Origin of the sequence: Sphingobium indicum BiD32, assembly GCF_000382885.1 — a bacterium.
GTDB lineage: Bacteria > Pseudomonadota > Alphaproteobacteria > Sphingomonadales > Sphingomonadaceae > Sphingobium > Sphingobium japonicum_C.
In genome coordinates this window covers 1-20,425 of the sequence record NZ_CAVK010000139.1, presented here as the reverse complement: position 1 = coordinate 20,425, position 20,425 = coordinate 1, and the positions used below count along the sequence as shown (strand labels likewise).

Sequence of the window (20,425 nt, the reverse complement as noted above, 5' to 3'; positions counted from 1 at the left end):
CCATGGAAAACGCAGTTTCGGTGACCGTCAACGGACGGGTCCATGACAAAACCATTCCGATCCGCATGCTGCTGGTCGATTTCCTGCGCGACGAGCTGGGCCTCACGGGGACGCACGTGGGCTGCACCTATGAGGGGCGCTGCGGTGCCTGCACGGTGGTGGTCGATGGCCGCGCGACGAAATCGTGCATGATGCTGGCCGTGCAGGCCAACGGCTGCCGCGTGGTCACGGTGGAAGGGCTGGAGAATTTCGGCGGCTCGCCCGGCGCGCTTCACCCGATCCAGCAGGGCTTCTGGGAGCGCCACGGGCTTCAGTGCGGCTATTGCACCCCCGGCATGATGATGACGATCTTCGACATCCTGGCGACCAACGTGCGCGAAGGCGCGCCGGAGCTGACCGCGGAGGCCATCCGCCAATCGCTGGTCGGCAATATCTGCCGGTGCACCGGCTACAGCCACATCGTCGAGGCGGTGCAATCGGCGGCGGCCCAGCTGCGCGCGATGGTACCGGAGGAACGCGCCGCCTGGTTCGACACCGCCCGGCTCGGGGAGGTGCGCGCATGAGCGGGATGCATTCGCCGGCCGAGGCCATGACCGGGCCATGGGTGGGCCGTCCGATGAAGCGCAAGGAAGACCTGCGCCTTATTCGGGGCCAGGGCCAGTACCTAGCCGACCTGAAGCTGCCCGGCATGGTCCATGCCTTCTTCGTGCGCTCCAGGCAGGCCCATGCGCGGATCAAGGCGATCGACGTCAGCCGGGCGCGGGCCGTGCCCGGCGTGGTGGCCGTGTTCACCGGGACCGACCTGCTCAAGCTGGGGATGCGCGAGCTGCTGATCCCGCCGCTGGTCAACGAACTGCCCGGCACACTGCGCCTGCCCCCCTCGATGCCGCTGGCGGTGGAAAAGGTGGTGTTCCATGGCGAGCCGATCGCCGTGATCCTGGCCGAGAGCAAATATGCCCTGGAAGATGCGGCCGATCTCGTCGTCATCGATTACGAGCCGCTCCCGGTGGTCACCACGGTCGAGCAGGCTTTGGCCGACGACGCCCCGCTCGTCTATGAAGACTGGCCCGATAATATCATCTATCACGAGAAAATGGGAGGCGACGCTTCGGACGCTTTCGGCAAAGCGGATATAGTTGTCACGGAGCGATTCGAGGTGCCGCGAACAGGCGCCAGTCCTATGGAATTGCGCGGTGTGCTCACTCAGTGGGACGATCATTCCGGTCTGACGCACTGGACTACGACGCAAAGGCCACACCTGCTGCGGCAGGCGATATCCCAGGTTCTGGAATGGCCGGAACAGATGGTGCGCGTGATTGCTCCGAAAGACCAAGGCGGATCGTTTGGTACCAAAGCACCGCATTCGCGTGAGGACTTCATCCTTGCCCTTGTCGCGCGCGAGGTTATGCGCCCGATTCGCTGGGTTGAATCGCGCGAGGAGAGCTTCCGGGCGGGCGTGGGTCAGGAACGGGCCCAAATCCACGAAATGCAGATCGCCGCGCGAAGTGACGGCAAAATTCTCGGTTTGCGCGATCGCTGTATAACGGACATTGGCCATGGGCAGCAGCCGGTTTTCATGGGAATCATGTACCCCCGGGCTGGCTGCTTCATGATGACGAGCTTCTATGATATTCCACAGGCCGAGATCGAAATCCTAGGCGTCGTCACCAACAAGCCGTGCCTGACGCCGTCGCGGGCCTTTGGGTCGTTCCCTGTGCGTCTAGCCATGGACGGTGCGATCAACCGCGTAGCCAGAGAACTCGGGCTGGACCCACTGGAAGTGTTCCGCAAGAACCTGGTGACCGAATTCCCGTATGTGGCTGCTACCGGGAATTTTCTTGATAGTGGCGATTTCGTCGGCGGGTTCGACAAGCTGGTAGAAACCATTGATGTCGCATCGGTGCGTGATATGCAGGCCAAGCTTCGCGAGCAGGGGCGCTACATTGGTCTGGGTTTCGGTGGTGAGGTTGAGCGTTCGGGAGTTTCCTCGCAGGCTTATGTTCCGCGCCAACGCAAGCCTGGCTACGGAGTGGCGACGGTCAAAGTGCTCAACTCGGGCAAAGTTCATGTACTGATTGGCGACCCTCCTTCGGGCCAGAGCCACGAAACAGCAATCTCGCAAGTCCTGGCCGATGAATTCGGAGTCACGCCTTATGACGTCAGGCTAGATTACGGTGATACTCTGAGCACTCCATATGGCATGGGGAATGTCGGCAATCGCATGGCCTCTTATACAGTCAGCGCCGCTGTGCTCGCTGCGCGTGAACTGAAGAAGAAGATGGGTCTGGTCGCTGCGCACGATCTTGGAGTAGACGCCTCTCCAGACGAGTTCGACTTCGAGGACGGGGAGATCATCTGGTCCAAGGATCGCGGTGCTCGGATCGAAATGCGCGCGATAGCCGAGCACTTGATCGAGCAACCTATCAAGCTTCCGCAGGGAACTACGCCGGGGCTAGAACACACGGCCTATTTCGAACCTCAGAACGTGCCTAACATGACTGGGGCCAGCTTCCATGGCGTTATTGTCGAGGTGATGCCAGAAACTGGCGTCATCAAGATCCTACGCTATGTCGTCGTTGACGATTGCGGTAAGCCGATCAACCCTCTGGTGGTCGAAGGCCAAGTCCAGGGCGGCGTGATTATGGGTATCGGCAACACGATTTTTGAGGAGTATGTTTACAACGAGCGCGGCGAGCTCCAGAATACTACCCTTGAAGGCTACATGATGCCTTGTGCGGCCGATGTGCCCCACGTCGAAACCTACGATCACAGCGTCCCTACTCCGAACAATCCGCTGGGGACGAAAGGCAAGGGCGAAGGCGCGCCAGCCCCGGTTTCTGGCGCACTGGTCAATGCGGTCGAAGACGCTCTGCGGCCGCTTGGCATTACCATCACCACGCTACCCTTAAAGCCGGAACGTGTGAGGGCGGCTATTGCCGCGGTACTTTCACCCGAATCGGAAGGGAGACCTGCGGATTGGGTCGAACCGATCGTTCGGGAGTTTGCCGGAGAAGGCGAAGGGTACGATATTCTTGCCGAAATGTATCGTTTCTATGACGGTATCCAGATTTCATTGCAGCCGACCTGGCATCCTTATGTTGGACAAATTCGCGGATGGCTGAGGGACTATGGTCAGTTACTTGATCATGCGGCTGCTTCGCCGGCGGTAGTGAACGTGCTGGCCCAAATGTTCAGTGGAGAACGGGAATTTTCATTACAGTCCGGGGCTGACGCAGATATGACGGCGCAGTGGGAGCGGCTCCAAGCCTTGCCGCGTCCAGATGGCGGGCATGCTTACCTCGATTACATCATTCCCGCACTTGAATCGCACGAATTGCTGTTGATCGCCTGCACTAACGCTCCCACCTACGCCGCCGCTCCTTGATTCGCGTTCGGATATTTGATCGCTGCGGATATTGTCGCCATGAAGGGAGGATTAGATGATTTTCACGACGATGGAGCATTGTAGTACCTGTTGTATTAAGCTTGCTTAACCTTGTTCGACGCTGGTCCTTATACCGGCTTCGGGGGCTATCTAGCGAACCCTTATAAATGAAATATAAATTCTTTAATTTATACGAATAGACATATGGTGAATTAAATGATAGAGCTATTTGGTGGGCATACGTCGAATGTTCTTAAGGTGGTAATTATCCTTGAAGAACTGGGTTTGGAGTATCGTCATAATTATTTTGATATTATCAACAACAAGGATGATCCAAATTTCCGCGCGGTAAATCCCAATGGGAAAGTGCCCGCGATTATCGATTTTGAGGGTGTGGATGGTACGCCAATGCCTTTAGCAGAATCAGGCGCTATCCTTCACTATCTGGCGGAAAAGCATGGAGCCTTCAACCCTGCGAATTTGAAGGATCGCTATGCGACGATGCAGTGGTTGATGTTCCAAATGTCGGCCATCGGACCAATGTTTGGACAATATGTATATTTCAGTCGGCGGGTAGAGAACCAACAGCATAGCCATGATCGTTACGCGACTGAAGTGCTGCGCCTTTACGATGTCGTCGAGAAGCGTCTGGGCGAGAGCCGTTTTTTGTCCTGTGATGAATACACGATCGCGGATATAGCGACCTTTCCGAGGTTCAAATTCGTTAGCGTTACGGGAATGAAGCCTTCAGACTACCCAAATATTGGTCGGTGGATGACCGAAATTTCCGCGCGTCCAGCTGTGCAGAAAGCTCTGCAATCTGTGAGCGAGATCGACTTGGACCGTCCGATGAGCAGTTACCAGCTTTCTGATGATCAGTGGGATCGCATGTTCGGCCGTGGTAAATATTCGCGGGCCGATAGCCTTCGCTCTCAGTGACCATGTTGCGGTGACCTTCCTGTCGTTCGTCGCCAGTTGGATCGGCCCAAGGGGTTGCGGGAGATCGACGAGGAAGGTGGTCAATCGGGAGCTTTTGCTCCAAGCTTCATGATCGACGCCAACCGATCCTATCGATCAGTATTTATAAGCCGTCGAACGGGCTCCGAACCAAATTCGATGTGGTTATCGGCCCGTTCGGTTGCACATCATCGTTGCTTTCTCTCGGGCTCGATTAGTGCACGGGATTGCTGGGAGCATCGAATGGTTCACCCTCGATGCCCGCCAACACCAGCAGAAACAGTGCCGATGTGACGAAAAGTAGGGTGGTGGCAAGGAAGAGCATTGCATGCCCACCATGCTGCAGCAGGCCCCCGGCGATGAATGGACCGATCATCGACGCGCCGACGAAGACCGCATAGGCAACGCCAAATATCCTTCCGTAGTGACCAATGCCGAAATAGCGGATGGTCATGTAAGACATGATGTCAATCTCCGCTCCGTTGACCAGACCTATCGCGATCGTGGCAACGATCGCGCCTGTGGCGGCATCAGTCTGAAATGCGAGGGTGCCTACCGCGGCGAGGGCAAAGATGCCTACACCGACGCGCGCCGGACGGAAACGGTCCAACAACCAGCCGCTGGCAAGCCGCCCTAACACAGTCGAAATCCCATAGAGCGAAGCAACCATTGCGGCCGTGCCGGCATCCACCCCCCGATCAAGCAGGGCCGGAACGATGACGACTATCAAAGAGGATACCACCAATCCGAATGCGAGCGGCGGTGCCAGCATAAGGTACAGCCGCCGATCTCGAGCCGCCTCGGCGAGCGATAGTCCTGCCGCGCGTGCTGGTCCCGTCGCCGAGCCACGAGGATGTGGCGCATTCGTCAGTCCAAAAAAAACGATCGGCAAGGCCACCAGTAGCATCATGAGGCCGGCGCCTTGGTACACCGCCTGCAAGCCAAAACGGTCGACCACTGCGTGTGCATAGAGGGGCGCTACAAAGCCCGCCAGGCCAGCGCCGGACAGGGTGGCTCCGAGCGCGAAGCCGCGGGCTGAATTGAACACCGCGCCCACGACGCGGGTATAATAGAGCCCGCTCAACCCTGAGGTGAGAAAGCCAAGAACGAAGAACAGCGTACACATGTGCCAATACCCCGCCTGCGCGGCGATTGGTAGACACATCGACAGCACAGCCAGCGTTGCGATCGTTGTCAGGATGAGTGGGCGCGGAGCGATACGATCGGCCAATACTCCGGCGATTGGCAGCCCCAGCATCATACCGGCCGCTTGAAAAGGCATAAGGCGAATGACGTCACTAAGCGTCCAGCCGAATTTCTCGGTGAAAACGGCAGCCAGCGGGCTGAGCAGATATGGTAGGAAAGCGGTCCCGAAGAGCAGTCCGATCGTGCAGGAGAACAACAGCCCCCAGTTTTCTCGCAATTCTGCAGAGCTGCTATTCATACTTATATCCTCTTATCCTAATTATTGGCAATCGATGGAAATCAGCTTGGCGGTCCTGCCGGCAAGTGCCTTTGATCCGAAATCAATCGAGGCTTTGCAGCAGCCCAATCGTGTCATGGTCCGAGCTGGTGGCAGTATTCGCATGCGCCGCAGAGGACGACGGGCATGATGGCCACCCGATCGCCGGCGCGGAGATTTTCGACATTCGGGCCGGTCTAGACGATCTCGCCCGAATATTCGTGACCAAACTGGCCGGTCTTAAGGCTAAACGCTCCCCCGGATGTCATCGAAACGTTAGAGCCGCAGATGCCGCAACGGTGGACCTTGATGACGACTGGCATCGGGGCATCCTCGATGCGGATCTGCCGCGTGTCGGCATCGAACGTGGCAATACGCATGTCCTGCTCCGTTTGTCGTTTGGCGTCGGCTTGCTTCAAGGCTGGGCTATCCGATAATCGCGCGGGCCGCACGGCGGCCGGAATACACGGTATCGGCAATCGACATGCCGCTGACATAAGCCTTCGAACATAGCCCTGCTGCCACGCGCCCGGCTGCGTAAAGTCGGGGTATGGCGCTGCCATCCTCTCGGAGAACCGCACCGGACTCCTCATCCACGGCTAGTCCGCCCAGCGAGAAGCAAACCGACATAAGCCACGGATTGTCGAGACTCATGTTGATCGCATAGAAAGGCGCGACGGCGATTGTGTGGACCTTCGCCGGGTCCTTGCCTCTCTCGTCCGCCCCCCCACTGTCGGCCGCCATATTGTTCGTCGCGATGGTTTGCGCGAAAGCCTTTGGATCGAAGCCGCACTTATGTGCCAGGGCTTCAATGCTGCGGGCCGTTGTGGTTCCGCCGAAGACGATGTTGAGCAGCGCGGGAATCGTCCAGATGTAGAGTGTCCGGGCGGTGAACAGGCACTGCCGGATCGCCGTTCGGTAGCGGTTTCGGTCCAGGATGAGCCATGCCTTGCCATTAGCCGGAAGTTCTCCGATCGAGCTGCCTACGAAGCCGGAATAAGCGTCTTCGTTGACGAAGCGTTGACCCGAATCATCGACCAGCACTCCGCCCATGAATGCAGCCGGAGGCGCAATCGACCGGCCTGTATAGAGCCGGTCCATCAGCCGAGTGTTCCCTCCAGCTGATCGGACTAGGTCGATGCCGCTGCCATCACAGCCCATCGACCCGATGCGTGTAAGTGCCTTCCATGCTTTGCCGTAGGTGGGCCGGTAGCGGCGAAGCATCGCAAGGTTGTTGATGAATCCCCCGGTCGCCAGCACCACACCTTTGCGTGCGCGGATCAGCTTACGGTTATGGACCTGTTCCTCGAAAGCCTTCGCTGCGGCTATCGTCCGTTCGTTGTATTTGCCGGAAAACGGCCGCATTGGGATGATCTTATTGTATAGTGCCTGATGGCGCTCGTGCCAGTCTTGCGGTACGGGAGCGATTTCCACCCCCACGATGGCTCCTTCTCTATCGACCACCAACCGTCGCACCGGACTGTGCAGATGAAGTCGTGCCCCGGCCATCTCCACGGCTGTTCGCAGCGCCGCGTAATAGGCATAGCCCGTGGTGCCGGTACCGTGGGTCCGATGGCCGCGGGGCACTGGTACGGCCTTCTCCTTGAATGCGGGAACATTCTCGTTGCCAGAATAATATAGGAAGTATCCATCGGGCGGGTAGGCGGTCTTCTCCAGATAGGGTTTGCCGCCGAACTGAAGACCCTGCTTGCAAAGCCACTCGATGTCCTCGCAGCTTCCTTCGCAGAACCGGCGCAAGGTTGCCTCGCCGACCGCCAATTCCTCTTGGACGAGATAGTCGAACATGTTTGCGGCGGAATCGTCGATCCCGGCATCTTGCTGAAAGCGAGTGCCGCCGGCGTAGATGACGCCGCCGCTGTTCGCTGTGGCCCCGCCGCCATTGAAGCGATCGATAATGATGACGTCCGCACCAAGTTCATGCGCTTGAAGAGCGGCGACCCCGCCCGCGCCACCAAAGCCGACAACGACGACGTCCGCGACGTCGCTCCACGCGGCCTCATTGGCGGAGTTGACGACAAGAGGGTCTGCGACAGTTGACAGATACCCGGTGTGGCCCAGTCTTCCCACATTCATATCAGAACGAGAATTCCACCCTCGCTCCAAAAGTGCGCGGATCGTTGTAAGCAAAGCCCGACCCGAAATCGTTGACGTTCGACGCCGCAGGATATTGCCTGTCAGTCAGGTTCTTGCCCCACAATACGAAGCGCACACCATCGAGAGCCGTAGGTGCGAATGAAAGTTCCCCATCGAGGCGAGCGAAGCTGCCCGTCTGCACTATAAGGTCGTTATCCAAGCCATAGGATGACGAAAACGTGATTGCGGCGAATGCGCTGAACTTTCCTGCCTGCGCCTCGCGTTCGTAATTAACCGATACGTTCCCGCTCCATTCAGGGGACCGCAGGAGCCGGCGGCCGCTGCGGTCCTGATCTGAGAGCTTGATGTTTCCGGTCCCCGTCGCATTGGGAACGTAGGCTTGGGCACCCGTAAACTTCTTGTATCGAGCATTGAGGTAAGCCAGGCCGCCCGAGATCGATAATTCCGGCGTGACTGTCAGGTTTGCTTCGAGTTCAAAACCCTTGCTGCGTGCCGACGCCGCGTTTGTTTCGAATGTGACGGCTGGCTTGCCAGGCTCGGCGGAATAGAGCAGCACCTGCATATCTTTGTAATCGTATCGAAATGCTGCAAGACTTACCGTGAGCGCGTCGATAGGACGTCCCTTGAATCCGACTTCATAGGCTGTAATCGTTTCAGGCCTGAATGGCGGATCGCCAGCGGCCGCGATACTGAAACCGCCCCCCCTGAAGCCCCTGCTGATGCTCGCATAGACGTTGGAGGAGGGAGTAATTTCATATCGCAGCGTGCCGCGGGGCGAGAACTGGGAGAAGCTCGCGGGGCTATGTGCATATTCCGGAAGAGACAAGGGAGTGGGTGCAGGCAACGACAAATACGTCCGACGATAGGCGTGAATCTTCTCATAATTATATCGGCCGCCCGCAGTCAGATGAAGACGATCCGTAAGGTCGAGCTGCCCCTCAAAATACACAGCGGCAACTTGCTTCTCTTGTCTCGTAAAACTGGCACCCACAAAAACAGGCATGCCCGGAGAAGGCACAACGGTGCCGTTTGGATTGAAGAAATAGGATGCCCCGCCATTCCCTAGATTAAGCGTATCCAGATAGAATACCCCCGTATTGAAACTGAACGCGCCGAATTTATCCGAAGCGAAGTCGATTGTTCCGGTATAGTGCCTAGACGACCAATCAATCGCGACATAGTTGTAGTAATTGATAGGAGAAGCATCCTGATCGGTGAATGCAACAGATTTTGTATGAAGATATGCGCCCTGTGCGACCAAATCACCGATACCGCTGGAGAGTTCCATTTTGAGATTTGCGCCATAGGATTCCGAGGCCACATAGCTTCGCGGGTCCACGCCAAATTTATCTGGATCGAGATTCTTCGGGGCTGTTGGCGCGTAGAGATAACCGATCGAATTGTTGTCGTATGCCGAATATGCCACGGAAGAGGAATCCCGGTGCTTTGTGTAGTAGGCGCCAACAGTGATCTTGACTGCGTCACTTGGCTCAACGAGGAGCTTACCGCGAATGCTTCGCGAGCGTGTACTTACGCTTCTCTCACCAGTCACAAAATTGGTTCGAAAGCCGTCGCGGTCGAGATAGTCTCCCGAAAGGCTAAACGCCACCCCGTCGGAGAGCGGTGCCGAGACGAACCCTCGAACATTGACCGCATCAAAATTGCCATAACTGGCGCTAAATTTTCCCGTAGGCGTGAAGCTTGGCGCGCGTGTCTGAACGATGATCGCCCCGCCGGTTGAACCCTGGCCGTACAATGTACCTTGAGGTCCCTTGAGCACCTCAATCTGCTCCACATCAGGAAGACTCATGAACGTGGCCAATTGACTGGGCTGGTAGACGCCATCCAGATACAACGGAACGGCAGATGTGCTTTGCAGGTTTCCGCCAGTGCCGGTAATGCCGCGAATAGCAGGCGACAAATTGGTGCTGTAAAAGCCGATTGTCAGGCCGGGTGCGAGCTTTGCGAGATCAGCGGTGTCGTTGACGCCCGACCTCGCCAACCCTTCAGCATTAATCGCGGTAATCGACATCGGAACGTCGTTCAGGCGCTCAGACCTGCGCTGAGCCGTGACGATAATGTCACCACCAACGGAATCTCCTTTGTTGACCTCCGCCGAATTCTCCGCGGTTTGTGCCATCGCCCCGCTTTGGATGCCAAATGCCAAGGCAAGGGAAGCTGAAGAAGCCAGAATCCTGCGCGCAAAGCTAGTGTCATTCATTGAAAACTCCCTCCCCCAATTTATTCAGAATGACCCGATCGGGGGCCAAGCACCTCTGACGCGAATGTGTGTCAGGGCTCCCACAATGGCCGCCCGACGTGACATTGAACCCATCGTCCGATAGGTAGGGAACGCCCAGCTGCTCACCGATTTCCGGTGGCGTAAACCACCATGCATCATGGCCAGTATCTCTACCTGGCGGTCCATCAGCCGCGAGGCAAGACTGATTTCTTCCTCAACATTTTCAGTCACTGTCGCGACCGATACGCCATTGATCATCGAGACAATCCGCGATGCGAACTCATCTAGCGGGGTCAGTCCCGCAGCCTTACCAATATAAGCCTCCATCAGCACGGAACAAACGGCTTCCACTTCGTCGATGAAGATGCGACATTCACCACCGGGCTCAGCCATTAGCCTCAACAATCGCCCCCAAAGTCTTTGCTGTGCGGACTCCGTCTCCGCCCTCGCCGCCTTCTGATACCGTGACTCCCGCTGCCTTCAGACCCTTGGCCATACCAGAACTCGAAAAATATCGCTTTTGGTATGCTATGGAATCATAGCTTATTTGACGCACCGCGACTCTGATAAAGCGCGCAGCACGGCCTACTACAATCCACGCGCGTCACACCCTCGACGGCGAAGGTCTTCAGAGATCGGTCCAAGAGGATTTCCAATTGCCCCACTGAGCGCGGACTAGCGGTCAACCCCTCGTGAGCACAGCCTCCGACGCATGAGCGCTGGCTTTGGAAACGCAGATCAAGGGCTGGACGCCCTATCTTTAGATAGGCTATCAGATTCCTGTCTTCGGATAGGGTAGACAAGGAAGCCAGATGGGCGGCCCGATAGCGTAGAGCATATCGGCCAAAAAAAATAATGTCGTTGTAGGAGAGGCAAGTTGAATCTGATACCAACTACGATCGTCGCACCTCGGCTGCGGCTTCAGCAATTTTCACGCAACACGATCGAGGCTCTGACACGCCGTGTTGACCAGTCGCGGCTGACCGTACTCAGTGCGCCAGCCGGCTATGGGAAAACCTCCGTCGCCCTTAATTGGTTCAACCGGCTGGTAGCTGAAGGGCGCCCCGGCCTGTGGATCGCTAGTCGCGTTGGTATCCGGGATCTCTCAAGCTTCCTGCTGGCACTGCACCAGGCGGGTATAAAGGCCGGGCTGCCATGGGCTGAGCTTAGTCCGAACGACGATAGCGATACGTGGATCTCCCACCTTTCCGCGCATATGGAGGCGCGTCCCCTGATCGTCGTCGATGACGCGCAGTTTCTGCCAGCTGACGTCCTCGACTTCTTAGAACGCTGTATTTCGGGCGCACGCGACGCGATCACCACGGTGATCGCGTCGCGCTCGTTTACGGGAATTCCGTTAGCCCGGATGCGCGCAGCGGGATTCCTGGTCGAAATCGGGTGTGATGAACTGCGCTTAAATGCAGAGGAATCGGGCGAACTTCTGTCAATGCTGACGGGGGCTCCGATGGATAGTGAGGTTCGGACGGAGATCGTGCGAATCATGGATGGGTGGGTTTCTGGCCTCGTTGTCGCGGGAGAGCATTTGCGCAATCGCGTTGCGGATCAACGCAGCCGTGAGCCGCTTGCGTCAGGTCAAATCGCCGTCGAGATAACCAGCTATTTTCGAGAGGAGGTACTTCAGCCGTTGCCCCCTCGTTTGCGTGACTTTGTCATTGCCACAAGCATTCTTGATGAACTGACACCACAAGCCTGCGCGGCAGCGCTTGACGACGACGATGCCGGAATCCTCCTTGAGGAGGCGCATCGACTTGGGGTGTTCATCGAAAAGGTCCAGGGCAAGAAGAACGCGTACGTATATCATCCGTTATTTCGTTCACTGATGCGAGAGACTGCAATAGACCGCGCGCCGGTACAAGTCTCAGAGTATCATCGGCGAGTCAGCAGATATTTCGCGACGGCGCAGGACGAATGCAAGGCGATAGAGCATGCCCGGCTAAGCGAAGATGTCAATTTCCTCGCTGACCAGCTTGATATCTTGGCAAATAGACTGATTTACGACGGATATCTATATTTCGTCGAGGAGAATTCAGCCCATATTCCTTGGTCAGTATTAAAATCCCGGCCAATGTTGCTGTTAGCCCTGGCTTGGCGGCGGATTCGGCGGCTTTCGCTGGTTCAAGCAGAGCGCTGTATCACATGCGCGGTAGAAATCGCTGCAGAGCGACCAGATGATTTCACCTTGGCCTATGTTCTGCGGCACCGTGAAATTCTTCTCCAGGCAGCGCATGACAACTTGCATTACGTTGAAAGTGAAGGAGAAAAGCTGCTACTGGAACTGGGAGACGAGGCGCCGTATCTGAGTTGCACGCTGGTCGGACAACTCATGGCTGCACGGCGCGAACTTTATCATTTTCGCGATATCGTAAAGCTGGAGGCGGAGACTCGGCGTGCACTGAACCGACCTGGTTCCGAATTCGCTGCGATCACGCTGAAGGCCACGGTGGCCCCGACGCTGATGGCGTTGGGGAAGGGGGACATGGCAAGAGGCTTGCTGGAGGAGTCGTTTGTCTATGCGGAACGGCGCTGCGGGAAAGGCTCTAGCGTTGCTGCAATTCCGGCGCTGATGTTTGCCGAAGCACTCTACGACCTAGGGGAACTCGATCGAGCCGGAGCCTTGATCGACGAATATCTGCCGGCCGCGAGGCAATGGGGTATGGTGGACGAGATTGCCGCTGGATTTATCACCTCCGCTCGACTGGACTTTGCCAAGGGTAATGTGAAGGCCGCGATGGCGACGCTCGAAGAAGCTCACTTGATTGCCGTCGAGTGCAGCCTCGATCGATTGCGTGCGACTGTAGTATCGGAGCAAGTCCGTATGATGATTCAGAACGGCCAGCTTGCGGCCGCTGAGGAGGCCCTGAAGGCCGGGGATATCATCGTCGAGGATTTTCCCTATCCGACCCTCACTCCCACGCGCAAGAATGAACATATCGCGATCGCTTGGCTCAGGATCGAAATTCAGCGGTACAACCTCGCGAAAGCGAAAAAGGTGGCTACACGTTGGTTGGAATTCCTCAAGCGCAGTGCTGCCAAGCGGTCGATTGTGATCTTCCAACTTCTTCTGGCGGAGATCGCGTTGCTGGAGGGTGATCGCGTTCGCGGTCGCCGTTCCTTGCGCGAGGCGCTGGAAGCCGCGGAACCGGCGGGATGGACCCAAATTTTCCTCGACGAAGGTGATGGTATCAAGGCGTTGTTGACGGAATCATATGCCTCAGGTCCCGTTGCCCAGACATCGGTGGACGCCTTCACGATGCGGATCTTGGCTTCGCTTGGGGTGAAGTCCGAGTTGACGGTTGATGCAGATGCCGACGATTCCTGCCTGGTGGCGCAACTCGGCGAACGTGAGGTCCAGATTCTCACGATGATCAATGGCGGGTTGCGCAATCGCGAGATCGGCGATCGGCTGGGGCTCACCGAAGGTACGGTGAAATGGTACATGCAACAAGTTTTTGACAAACTTGGTGTGCGCCGCAGATCACAGGCCGTGCTCCGGGCGCGCGTACTCGGCATTTTTGCCTGACCCCGTCACGGGAGAAATTGGTGGCCTTGTAGCCGTATCCTATCGAACTGCAGGTTTTCTATCCGCCACATTCTCCAAGTATCGCCTGGCGGGATTACGCACCCTCTAATTCTCTTGGGTGGTGGTGTGCGGCATGATCTCGACTGCGTAAAACCTGGAATGGCGGGGGAAGTCACTAATGCCGCGGAGAACTGGACCGCTTGCCGGGGTCCGATTGGTTGAGATCGACGCGATCGGGCCCGTCCCGCTCGCATGTATGCTCCTTGCCGACATGGGGGCCGACATCGTTCGAGTGGCCCGTCCCCCGGCGGCCGGAGCCGGAGCTTGGGATGACGTCGGCGGAGACATCCTCCACCGCGGGCGTCCCGTGATCCATCTCAATCTCAAGGATCCAACCGATCGCCGAGCATTGCTCGAGCTCATTGAGCAGGCCGACGCTCTGATCGAAGGCTTTCGTCCGGGTGTCATGGAACGTCTGGAGCTAGGCCCCGAACAATGCCTCACGCGCAATCCTCGCCTAGTCTATGGGCGGATGACGGGGTGGGGGCAAAGTGGTCCACTAGCCTTACGTGCAGGACACGACATCAATTATCTCTCACTCACTGGCGCTCTGCACGCGATGGGCAGTCCGAACATGCCACCACCCGTGCCGCTTAATCTGGTCGGTGACTATGGCGGCGGAGCAATGTTTCTGGTGGCGGGTCTGCTCGCGGCCATCCTTTCGGCCGGTCGCACAGGGCAAGGTCAGGTCGTGGATACGTCTATCTGCGACGGCGTTCCGCTGCTGATGAGCCTGTTCTACGCTTGGCAGCCGAAGGGATTGTGGCGCGATGCGCCAGCTTCGAATCTGTTGGACGGCGGAGCTCCCTTCTATCGTTGCTATCGCTGCGCTGACGGACGAGATGTAGCAGTGGGCTGCCTCGAGCCTCAGTTTTTCAGCGAGGCTGTGAAGGGGCTTGGCCTTGAAGACCGATGTTACGACCAGAATGACCGCAGTGGCTGGCCTGCGATGGAAGCCGATTTCGCGACCACTTTTGCCACCCGCACGCGCGACGAGTGGGCTGCGACCTTTGCTGAAACGGACGCGTGTATTACGCCAGTACTATCCATGACGGAGGCTCTCGCGCATCCGCACAATGTCGCACGCTCGGTGTTCGTGCAGCACGAAGGCATTGCCCAGCCGGCTCCGGCACCGAAGATGTCCGTTACGCCCTTGTCCATTCTCGAATCTGAGGCTGTGTCGGTCACCCAGGCGTTGAACCGCTGGAAAGGTTCCATCTGCGGACGTGACCTGGTTGATAGCGGAAAATGAATAAGGATTGCCTCGAAATCGACCGTCGGAAGTTGGCTGGGAGGATTGCAAACCCCACCGGTAATGGTCTGTCCCCTGAAAGCAGAAGGGAAGGCGTAATGGAAGATTCAACGGCGCGTTTCGGATTCCAGCGGCTTGTGGTCGGCGACCTTGAACGACAGGCGCAATTCTACCGTTCGGCGCTCGGGCTTGGCACTCCCAACCGGCTGTCAGGGACGATCAATGGTCGTCCTATGGAGGAGATGATCTTTTCAGCTGCTGAGGGTGGTGTCGAATTCGTACTGTTGTCCTTCCCAGACGAGCCGCCGCCTGCGCCGGGTGGATCTCTGCCGGCCTTTTTCACCCGGACATCGAGGTGATTCAGGGTCGTATCGCGAATGCCGGAGGGGCAGTGCATTGGCCGATCCGTGATATGGTGGCCGGATCGAGGAGTCTGCGAACCGCTTTCTTTTCAGATCCAGAAGACAATATTTTCCAGATTCTGAAAAAGAAATACTCGGTCTAATAGAGCAATCTAGATTGAGTCCTGCCAAATATCGTACGTAAAATATTACGAGCTGATGGGTTCCATGACCAAATCAGAGAAGAAGTTCTATCCGCAACAGATCATCGGCAAGCTTCCTGAAGTTGAGATCGTTCTGACGCTGGGGTCTCGACCTCATGACGGCCTCCGGAGTACGTGTTGGTATCTAGTCGATCGCTACGCTTTCGGGGAGCTATCCTCGGGTGATAGACGCTGTGCTTGGCAACAGTCTACCGGTGCCACCTTCGCCTTGAAATCCCGCTGTAGCGCTGCCTTATCGCCTTCATTCCCGTACCAATCCATCAGGTTGGGCATAGCTTAACGCTCTGTGCAATTTTTGGCATCGCATCAGCAATGGAGGCCTGCGCCACGAGCTACTCGCAATCTGCGTGACAAACCTGTCGAGAGACAGGTGGCTACGGGGGCGGGCTTGTTTAGCGCATCTCTTAAAGAGCAACCTTGGCACAGGATCCTGCAGTCGCCTGCAGCCTGAGGAGTGGCAAATTGATCAAATTTCTTCATCAAAATTGCTATATCGACGGTGCGTGGTGTGATGCCGATAGCGGGAAGACGATAGAAATATCCGATCCCGGCACTGGCAAGGTGCTCGGCACTGTCCCCAACATGGGAAAGGCGGAAACTGAGCGCGCGATCCAGGCTGCCGAACGCGCCCTGCCAGCATGGCGATCCCGCACCGCCGGTGATCGGGCCCGTATATTGCGGCGCCTATTCGAACTGATGATTGCCAACCAGGACGCGCTGGCGGAACTGTTGAGTCGTGAACAGGGAAAGCCTTTCTCCGAGGCGCGTGGCGAAATTGCCTACGGAGCCAGCTATGTCGAATGGTTCGCCGAAGAAGGCAAGCGAGCCTATGGCGAAGTCATTCCGGGTCATGCCGTTGATCGCCGGATTGTGACGTTGAGACAGGGAATTGGGGTCGTAGGCGCAATTACGCCCTGGAATTTTCCCAATGCTCTTATCACCCGAAAGCTTGCGCCCGCGCTCGCCGCCGGATGCACGATGGTACTCAAGCCGGCGTCCGCTACACCCTACTCTGCACTTGCCCTTGCAGAACTGGCTGAAGAGGCTGGTGTTCCGCCAGGCGTGTTCAGCGTCGTCACTGGCAGCGCGCGCGAGATAGGAGGCGAGCTGACGCGCAATCCGATTGTCCGGAAGATCAGCTTCACGGGGTCGACCGAGATCGGCGTCCAGTTGCTGCGAGAGTGCGCCGACACAGTTAAGAAGGTCTCGATGGAATTGGGCGGCAACGCTCCCTTCATCGTTTTCGAAGACGCGGATGTCGATGCGGCAGTGGAAGGCGCAATCGCGTCGAAATTCCGTAATTGCGGCCAAACCTGCGTATGCACCAACCGCTTCTATGTTCAGGACGGTGTCTACGATGCTTTCGTGAAGAAGCTGGCTGCTCGTGTCGGCGAGTTGAAGCTTGGGTACGGGATGGACGAGGGCGTGACGGTCGGCCCGCTGATTGACGCGGCGGCGGTGGCCAAGGTGGAGGAGCATTTGATGGACGCAGTTTCTGGGGGCGCCACAGTGCTGACCGGAGGGCGTAGAAGCGATCTCGGCAAAACCTTCTTCGAGCCAACGGTAGTCGCGCACGTCAAGCCAGGGATGATGCTTGCGAAAGAGGAAACCTTCGGCCCGCTGGCAGGCGTGATCCGCTTCAACACCGAGGAAGAGGTGATTAAGTTAGCCAACGACACCGAGTTCGGTCTTGCCAGCTATTTCTACTCGAGCGATCTGGGGCGCGTCTGGCGGGTGGCGGAAGCGCTCGAAACGGGAATGGTGGGCATCAACACCGGGCTGATCTCTACGGAAGTTGCCCCCTTCGGCGGAGTCAAGCAGTCAGGTCTCGGCCGGGAAGGCTCCCGTCACGGTCTTGATGACTATATGGAGATCAAGTATCTCTGCATGGGTGTCTGAGCCCCAGATCTGCGGTCTGATCGTGGGTCTTCAATCAGGAAAATGTCTGGATTGATGCCGCCTAACAGCATCAAGATCATCTGGAGTGTCCACGTCACGCGCCAAATCGGGCGACAAGGCTATGCCTGGTGCCGTGCGCAACAAGTGGCTCGCACCTCTGTCTCCACGCAGACAGGATAGTGCATCGAAATGACGCTCGCCAAACAAGGCTGGAGGCTGAGGATGAGCGGCCAGTGTCGCTAGTTTGTCACCATCGAATGCTGCGAGCATCGCTTCGAGATGGCCAATCGGGACAAATGGCATGTCAGCAAGCGCGATCATAACGGCATCCGCTTTAAGGCACTTAATCGCGGCCACTCCCAGTGCGATCGAGCGCGAGAGTGGAGCCCCTTCCGGGAAGAGTTGAAGTTCTTTGTAACCCAGCGGGGAGAGGGGAGGCGTCAAGCGAGAACATATGGCGATATGAGCCCGGAACGGAATGGAGGCGAAAGTCCGGGCTGCATGCAGCGCGAGCGGCTGCCCCGACAATTCGAGCGCCAGCTTGCTTCCGCCCAGACGCAGGCCTCTGCCTGCCGCAAGAAACACCAGAGCAATGGTGCCCGGGTCAGCCAACCGAGCCAACCTTCGGACCAGTAAGACTATCAGTGCGTTGGTCAGTCACATCGCGATAGGCTGCCGCAATTTCAGCTAGCACCGACAGCGCGAGTAGCGCGGGGTCGCGTGTGGACGGAATCAATCCAATCCGTCCCCGCAGGCGGGCAATCAGAGGCTCAGGCACGCCCTGGTGTCGTAGCATCTCCAAGCGCATCTCGTGGGTACGGGTACTGCCGATTGCACCGTGATAGAAGGCGGGCACACCCAACGCCGGAGGGAGCAGACTTTCTTCCCAGTCGTGATCGTGGAAGAGGAAAACCACTGCCGTCCACCTGTCGCCATGCATTGGCGGGACTTGTGTCCGGCTATAGACGTGATGCGTCGTTATCCCCGCAGCCATGAGCTCCCTGCTTGCTTCCGGATCTGGTGTAATGGCCTCAACCAGAGCGCCATGACAGCGGGCGAGATGGGCGAAAGCTGACAGATCATCGCCGTTGCCATATGCGAGGATCCGCAACTGCGGCGGGACGCGGAAGACGAAGGCTCCCGTCCCGGATAAGCCAGCCGCTAGCGTCAATCCGTCAGCGTCGACACGCAGGGTCGCTAGTTCGCGCGCGTCGAGTAGCGCTAATGTTTGCGATAGAGCCTTCGGGTCTGGACAGGGGGTAAAAAGCAGGTCGATCCCACCGCCGCAGGGCAAGCGCACGTCGATGTAAGGTGAGCCCGCGCCATAACGCACGATCCTGCCACGACCCGCGGCGAGCACCTCCAGCGCCTCGCTTGCGATAGCGGCCTCGATGCAGCCGCCGGAAAACGAACCTGCGTGGCGGCCATCGTCAGCTACCACCATCAGAGTTCCAGGTGCGCGTGAGGACACGTCAGTGACGCCCGCCAGCGTGATCAGGACGATGCTCCGGTCCTCACGCGTCCATTCGAGCCCGCGGCGAAGGATATCTGCCGGATGGTACAAAGCAGACACAGGGTCTTTTCGGGTTTGAAGCATTCTCAGGTGATTTCCGGACTGTAAATAATCGGCAAGGTCGGATGATCTAGCTGACCGAATTGAGTGAACCCGCGCCCGTCAATGTATCTGTGTGGCGCGCCGGTATAGCGCGCGTCGCCGGGCACCATCACGCTCATCCACGACCAACGAGGTTGCCCGCTGGTGTTTGCCTGTGTCCCGTGCATCGTCCCATTTATGTGGAAGGTGGCGTCACCCGGTTGAAGCGTAACCGGTTCAGTCAACACACAATATTTATCCAATATGGGCTGCCATTGCGCGCGGATCGCGGGGTCATGTGTATAACCGAGGTTGCCGAGCTTGTGGGAGCCGCTGTAAAATTGGAGTGCTCCCATGTCGGCCGCCACCTCGTCGAGTGCTACCCATGCGGTGAGAAAATTGCTTTCAATGTAGGGATGACCGGGCGTGTCCTGATGAAAGGTGGTCGGGTTGCCGCGGCCGGTTTCGACCGGAAGCTTGACTCCAATGTCAGATAGCATCAAGCGAATGGGACCGTCCCGGCCCAATAGTCTTGCTGTGTTGTTGCCCAACGCCGTGGAAAGAGACAGCGCTCTGAAACGCTCGTCTTCCATCGCATCACATGTTGTGCGAAACCATGTCTCGTAGTGCGCGGCGGGCTTAGGCAGTTGATCGATTCCTGCCCGTCCGTCCTCCCCGAAAACGCTCCGGGCACGGTGTAGCAGGTCGGCAGCGGTGTCGCGTTCGATAAGCTGAGGAATCTTGACCCAGCCATGCTGAAAAAAGAAGTCGACTTCAGCATTCGTTACTGAGCGAACTTTAGGAGCGGCAAGAGTAGCGCCGATCATCGATTTACCTTTCAACCGATTCAGCTTGCATGTGGCACCTCCGTCCTGTTGGCTCACCTTTCTTTAGGAAGGTGCGCACCGCTTCAATGAGAGTCTCGAACGATCAAGCTGTCCGAACTGCTCAAGGGCATAGAAGCCATTTGGAGCCCCGAATGGCCCTTGTCACCGAGCAACATCAAGGGCGCTGATGCTGAGCGCTCCGGCGCTTACTCTGGTACGCCAATGAAACTATGTCGGAGATGATATTGGCGTCCCCGTTGAGAGTGCTCCGCGCCAAGTCGCCGCCACCTGTAAATCTGGTTCGGCCGAAGATCAGCACGGCGGGCAATCTCCGCCACGTTCGCACCGGGCGCCGAGACCGCCGCGACCAACTCACGCTTCTGCTGGTCAGTCCATACGCGCCGCCGCTCCGGCCCCGAAATTACTGTGATCTGGCTCATCGCACCGTCCTTAGTATCGGTGCAAACACCGGCGCTTGCACCAGTGCCATCTCGAAATATCAGCCGATCACCGCAAGGCGGCCCTC

Annotated in this window: 16 protein-coding genes and 1 pseudogene; 7 read left to right on the top strand and 10 right to left on the bottom strand. The window is 57.6% G+C overall.

The genetic code is table 11. From position 1 onward, the window contains the following. Nucleotides 1-2 precede the first annotated feature (2 nt). From EBBID32_RS13615 to EBBID32_RS13605, 3 genes are all read left to right on the top strand, one after another. Nucleotides 3-563: a (2Fe-2S)-binding protein gene (locus EBBID32_RS13615; protein ID WP_006958895.1), complete on the top strand. Its 561-nt coding sequence runs from the start codon at nt 3-5 to the stop codon at nt 561-563. Then, nucleotides 560-3,385 carry a xanthine dehydrogenase family protein molybdopterin-binding subunit gene (locus EBBID32_RS13610; protein ID WP_231382198.1) on the top strand — a complete coding sequence of 942 codons (2,826 nt, stop codon included), beginning with the start codon at nt 560-562 and terminating at the stop codon, nt 3,383-3,385. Before EBBID32_RS13615 ends, EBBID32_RS13610 begins: the two co-directional genes overlap by 4 nt. A gap of 216 nt (nt 3,386-3,601) precedes the next feature. After that, a complete protein-coding gene (locus tag EBBID32_RS13605) occupies nt 3,602-4,324 on the top strand; it encodes a glutathione S-transferase family protein (RefSeq protein ID WP_006958890.1) in 723 nt (240 codons plus the stop codon). Between the two features lie 232 nt (nt 4,325-4,556). On the opposite strand, the gene EBBID32_RS13600 is transcribed toward EBBID32_RS13605, so the two are convergent. From EBBID32_RS13600 to EBBID32_RS13580, 6 genes and pseudogenes are all read right to left on the bottom strand, one after another. After that, the gene (locus EBBID32_RS13600; RefSeq protein WP_006958888.1) at nt 4,557-5,786 is read right to left on the bottom strand and encodes an MFS transporter; all 1,230 of its coding nucleotides are present in this window, start codon (nt 5,784-5,786) and stop codon (nt 4,557-4,559) included. 113 nt (nt 5,787-5,899) lie between these two features. Then, nucleotides 5,900-5,989: pseudogene (locus tag EBBID32_RS25380) on the bottom strand (hypothetical protein); the annotation flags it as partial. A gap of 12 nt (nt 5,990-6,001) precedes the next feature. Beyond that, a complete protein-coding gene (locus EBBID32_RS25375) occupies nt 6,002-6,223 on the bottom strand; it encodes an alcohol dehydrogenase catalytic domain-containing protein (RefSeq protein ID WP_196805666.1) in 222 nt (73 codons plus the stop codon). Nucleotides 6,224-6,230: 7 nt separating this feature from the next. Then, nucleotides 6,231-7,898 carry an FAD-binding protein gene (locus EBBID32_RS13590; protein ID WP_051093351.1) on the bottom strand — a complete coding sequence of 556 codons (1,668 nt, stop codon included), beginning with the start codon at nt 7,896-7,898 and terminating at the stop codon, nt 6,231-6,233. Nucleotide 7,899: 1 nt separating this feature from the next. Continuing rightward, complete coding sequence (locus EBBID32_RS13585; protein ID WP_006958883.1) at nt 7,900-10,140, bottom strand: TonB-dependent receptor; 2,241 nt, start codon at nt 10,138-10,140, stop codon at nt 7,900-7,902. A 24-nt stretch (nt 10,141-10,164) separates the two neighbouring features. Further along, a complete protein-coding gene (locus EBBID32_RS13580; protein WP_037490749.1) occupies nt 10,165-10,554 on the bottom strand; it encodes a hypothetical protein in 390 nt (129 codons plus the stop codon). Nucleotides 10,555-11,038: 484 nt separating this feature from the next. Between EBBID32_RS13580 and EBBID32_RS13575 the strand changes: the two genes are divergently transcribed. From EBBID32_RS13575 to EBBID32_RS13560, 4 genes are all read left to right on the top strand, one after another. Then, entirely contained in the window at nt 11,039-13,702 is a 2,664-nt protein-coding gene (locus EBBID32_RS13575) for a LuxR C-terminal-related transcriptional regulator (RefSeq protein WP_006958880.1), read from the top strand. A 178-nt stretch (nt 13,703-13,880) separates the two neighbouring features. Continuing rightward, complete coding sequence (locus EBBID32_RS13570; protein ID WP_006958878.1) at nt 13,881-15,014, top strand: CaiB/BaiF CoA transferase family protein; 1,134 nt, start codon at nt 13,881-13,883, stop codon at nt 15,012-15,014. Nucleotides 15,015-15,112: 98 nt separating this feature from the next. Next, nucleotides 15,113-15,373, top strand: coding sequence for a VOC family protein (locus EBBID32_RS13565; protein ID WP_006958876.1), 261 nt, complete (start codon nt 15,113-15,115; stop codon nt 15,371-15,373). Between the two features lie 668 nt (nt 15,374-16,041). Next, nucleotides 16,042-17,478 (top strand): NAD-dependent succinate-semialdehyde dehydrogenase, encoded by a 1,437-nt coding sequence (locus EBBID32_RS13560; protein ID WP_006958873.1) that lies wholly within the window; start codon nt 16,042-16,044, stop codon nt 17,476-17,478. A 30-nt stretch (nt 17,479-17,508) separates the two neighbouring features. Here EBBID32_RS13560 and EBBID32_RS23635 read toward each other — a convergent pair whose 3' ends face one another. The 4 genes from EBBID32_RS23635 to EBBID32_RS13545 all read right to left on the bottom strand — a co-directional run bounded on the left by EBBID32_RS23635 (nt 17,509) and on the right by EBBID32_RS13545 (nt 20,339). Beyond that, on the bottom strand, nt 17,509-18,090 hold the full coding sequence (locus EBBID32_RS23635; RefSeq protein WP_196805665.1) for a nucleotidyltransferase family protein: 582 nt from the start codon (nt 18,088-18,090) through the stop codon (nt 17,509-17,511). After that, nucleotides 18,083-19,075, bottom strand: coding sequence for an XdhC family protein (locus tag EBBID32_RS13555; protein WP_081628091.1), 993 nt, complete (start codon nt 19,073-19,075; stop codon nt 18,083-18,085). Before EBBID32_RS13555 ends, EBBID32_RS23635 begins: the two co-directional genes overlap by 8 nt. Nucleotides 19,076-19,077: 2 nt before the next feature. Next, nucleotides 19,078-19,899, bottom strand: coding sequence for a phytanoyl-CoA dioxygenase family protein (locus EBBID32_RS13550; protein WP_037490747.1), 822 nt, complete (start codon nt 19,897-19,899; stop codon nt 19,078-19,080). Nucleotides 19,900-20,105: 206 nt separating this feature from the next. Continuing rightward, entirely contained in the window at nt 20,106-20,339 is a 234-nt protein-coding gene (locus tag EBBID32_RS13545) for a transposase (RefSeq protein WP_196805664.1), read from the bottom strand. Nucleotides 20,340-20,425 lie beyond the last annotated feature (86 nt).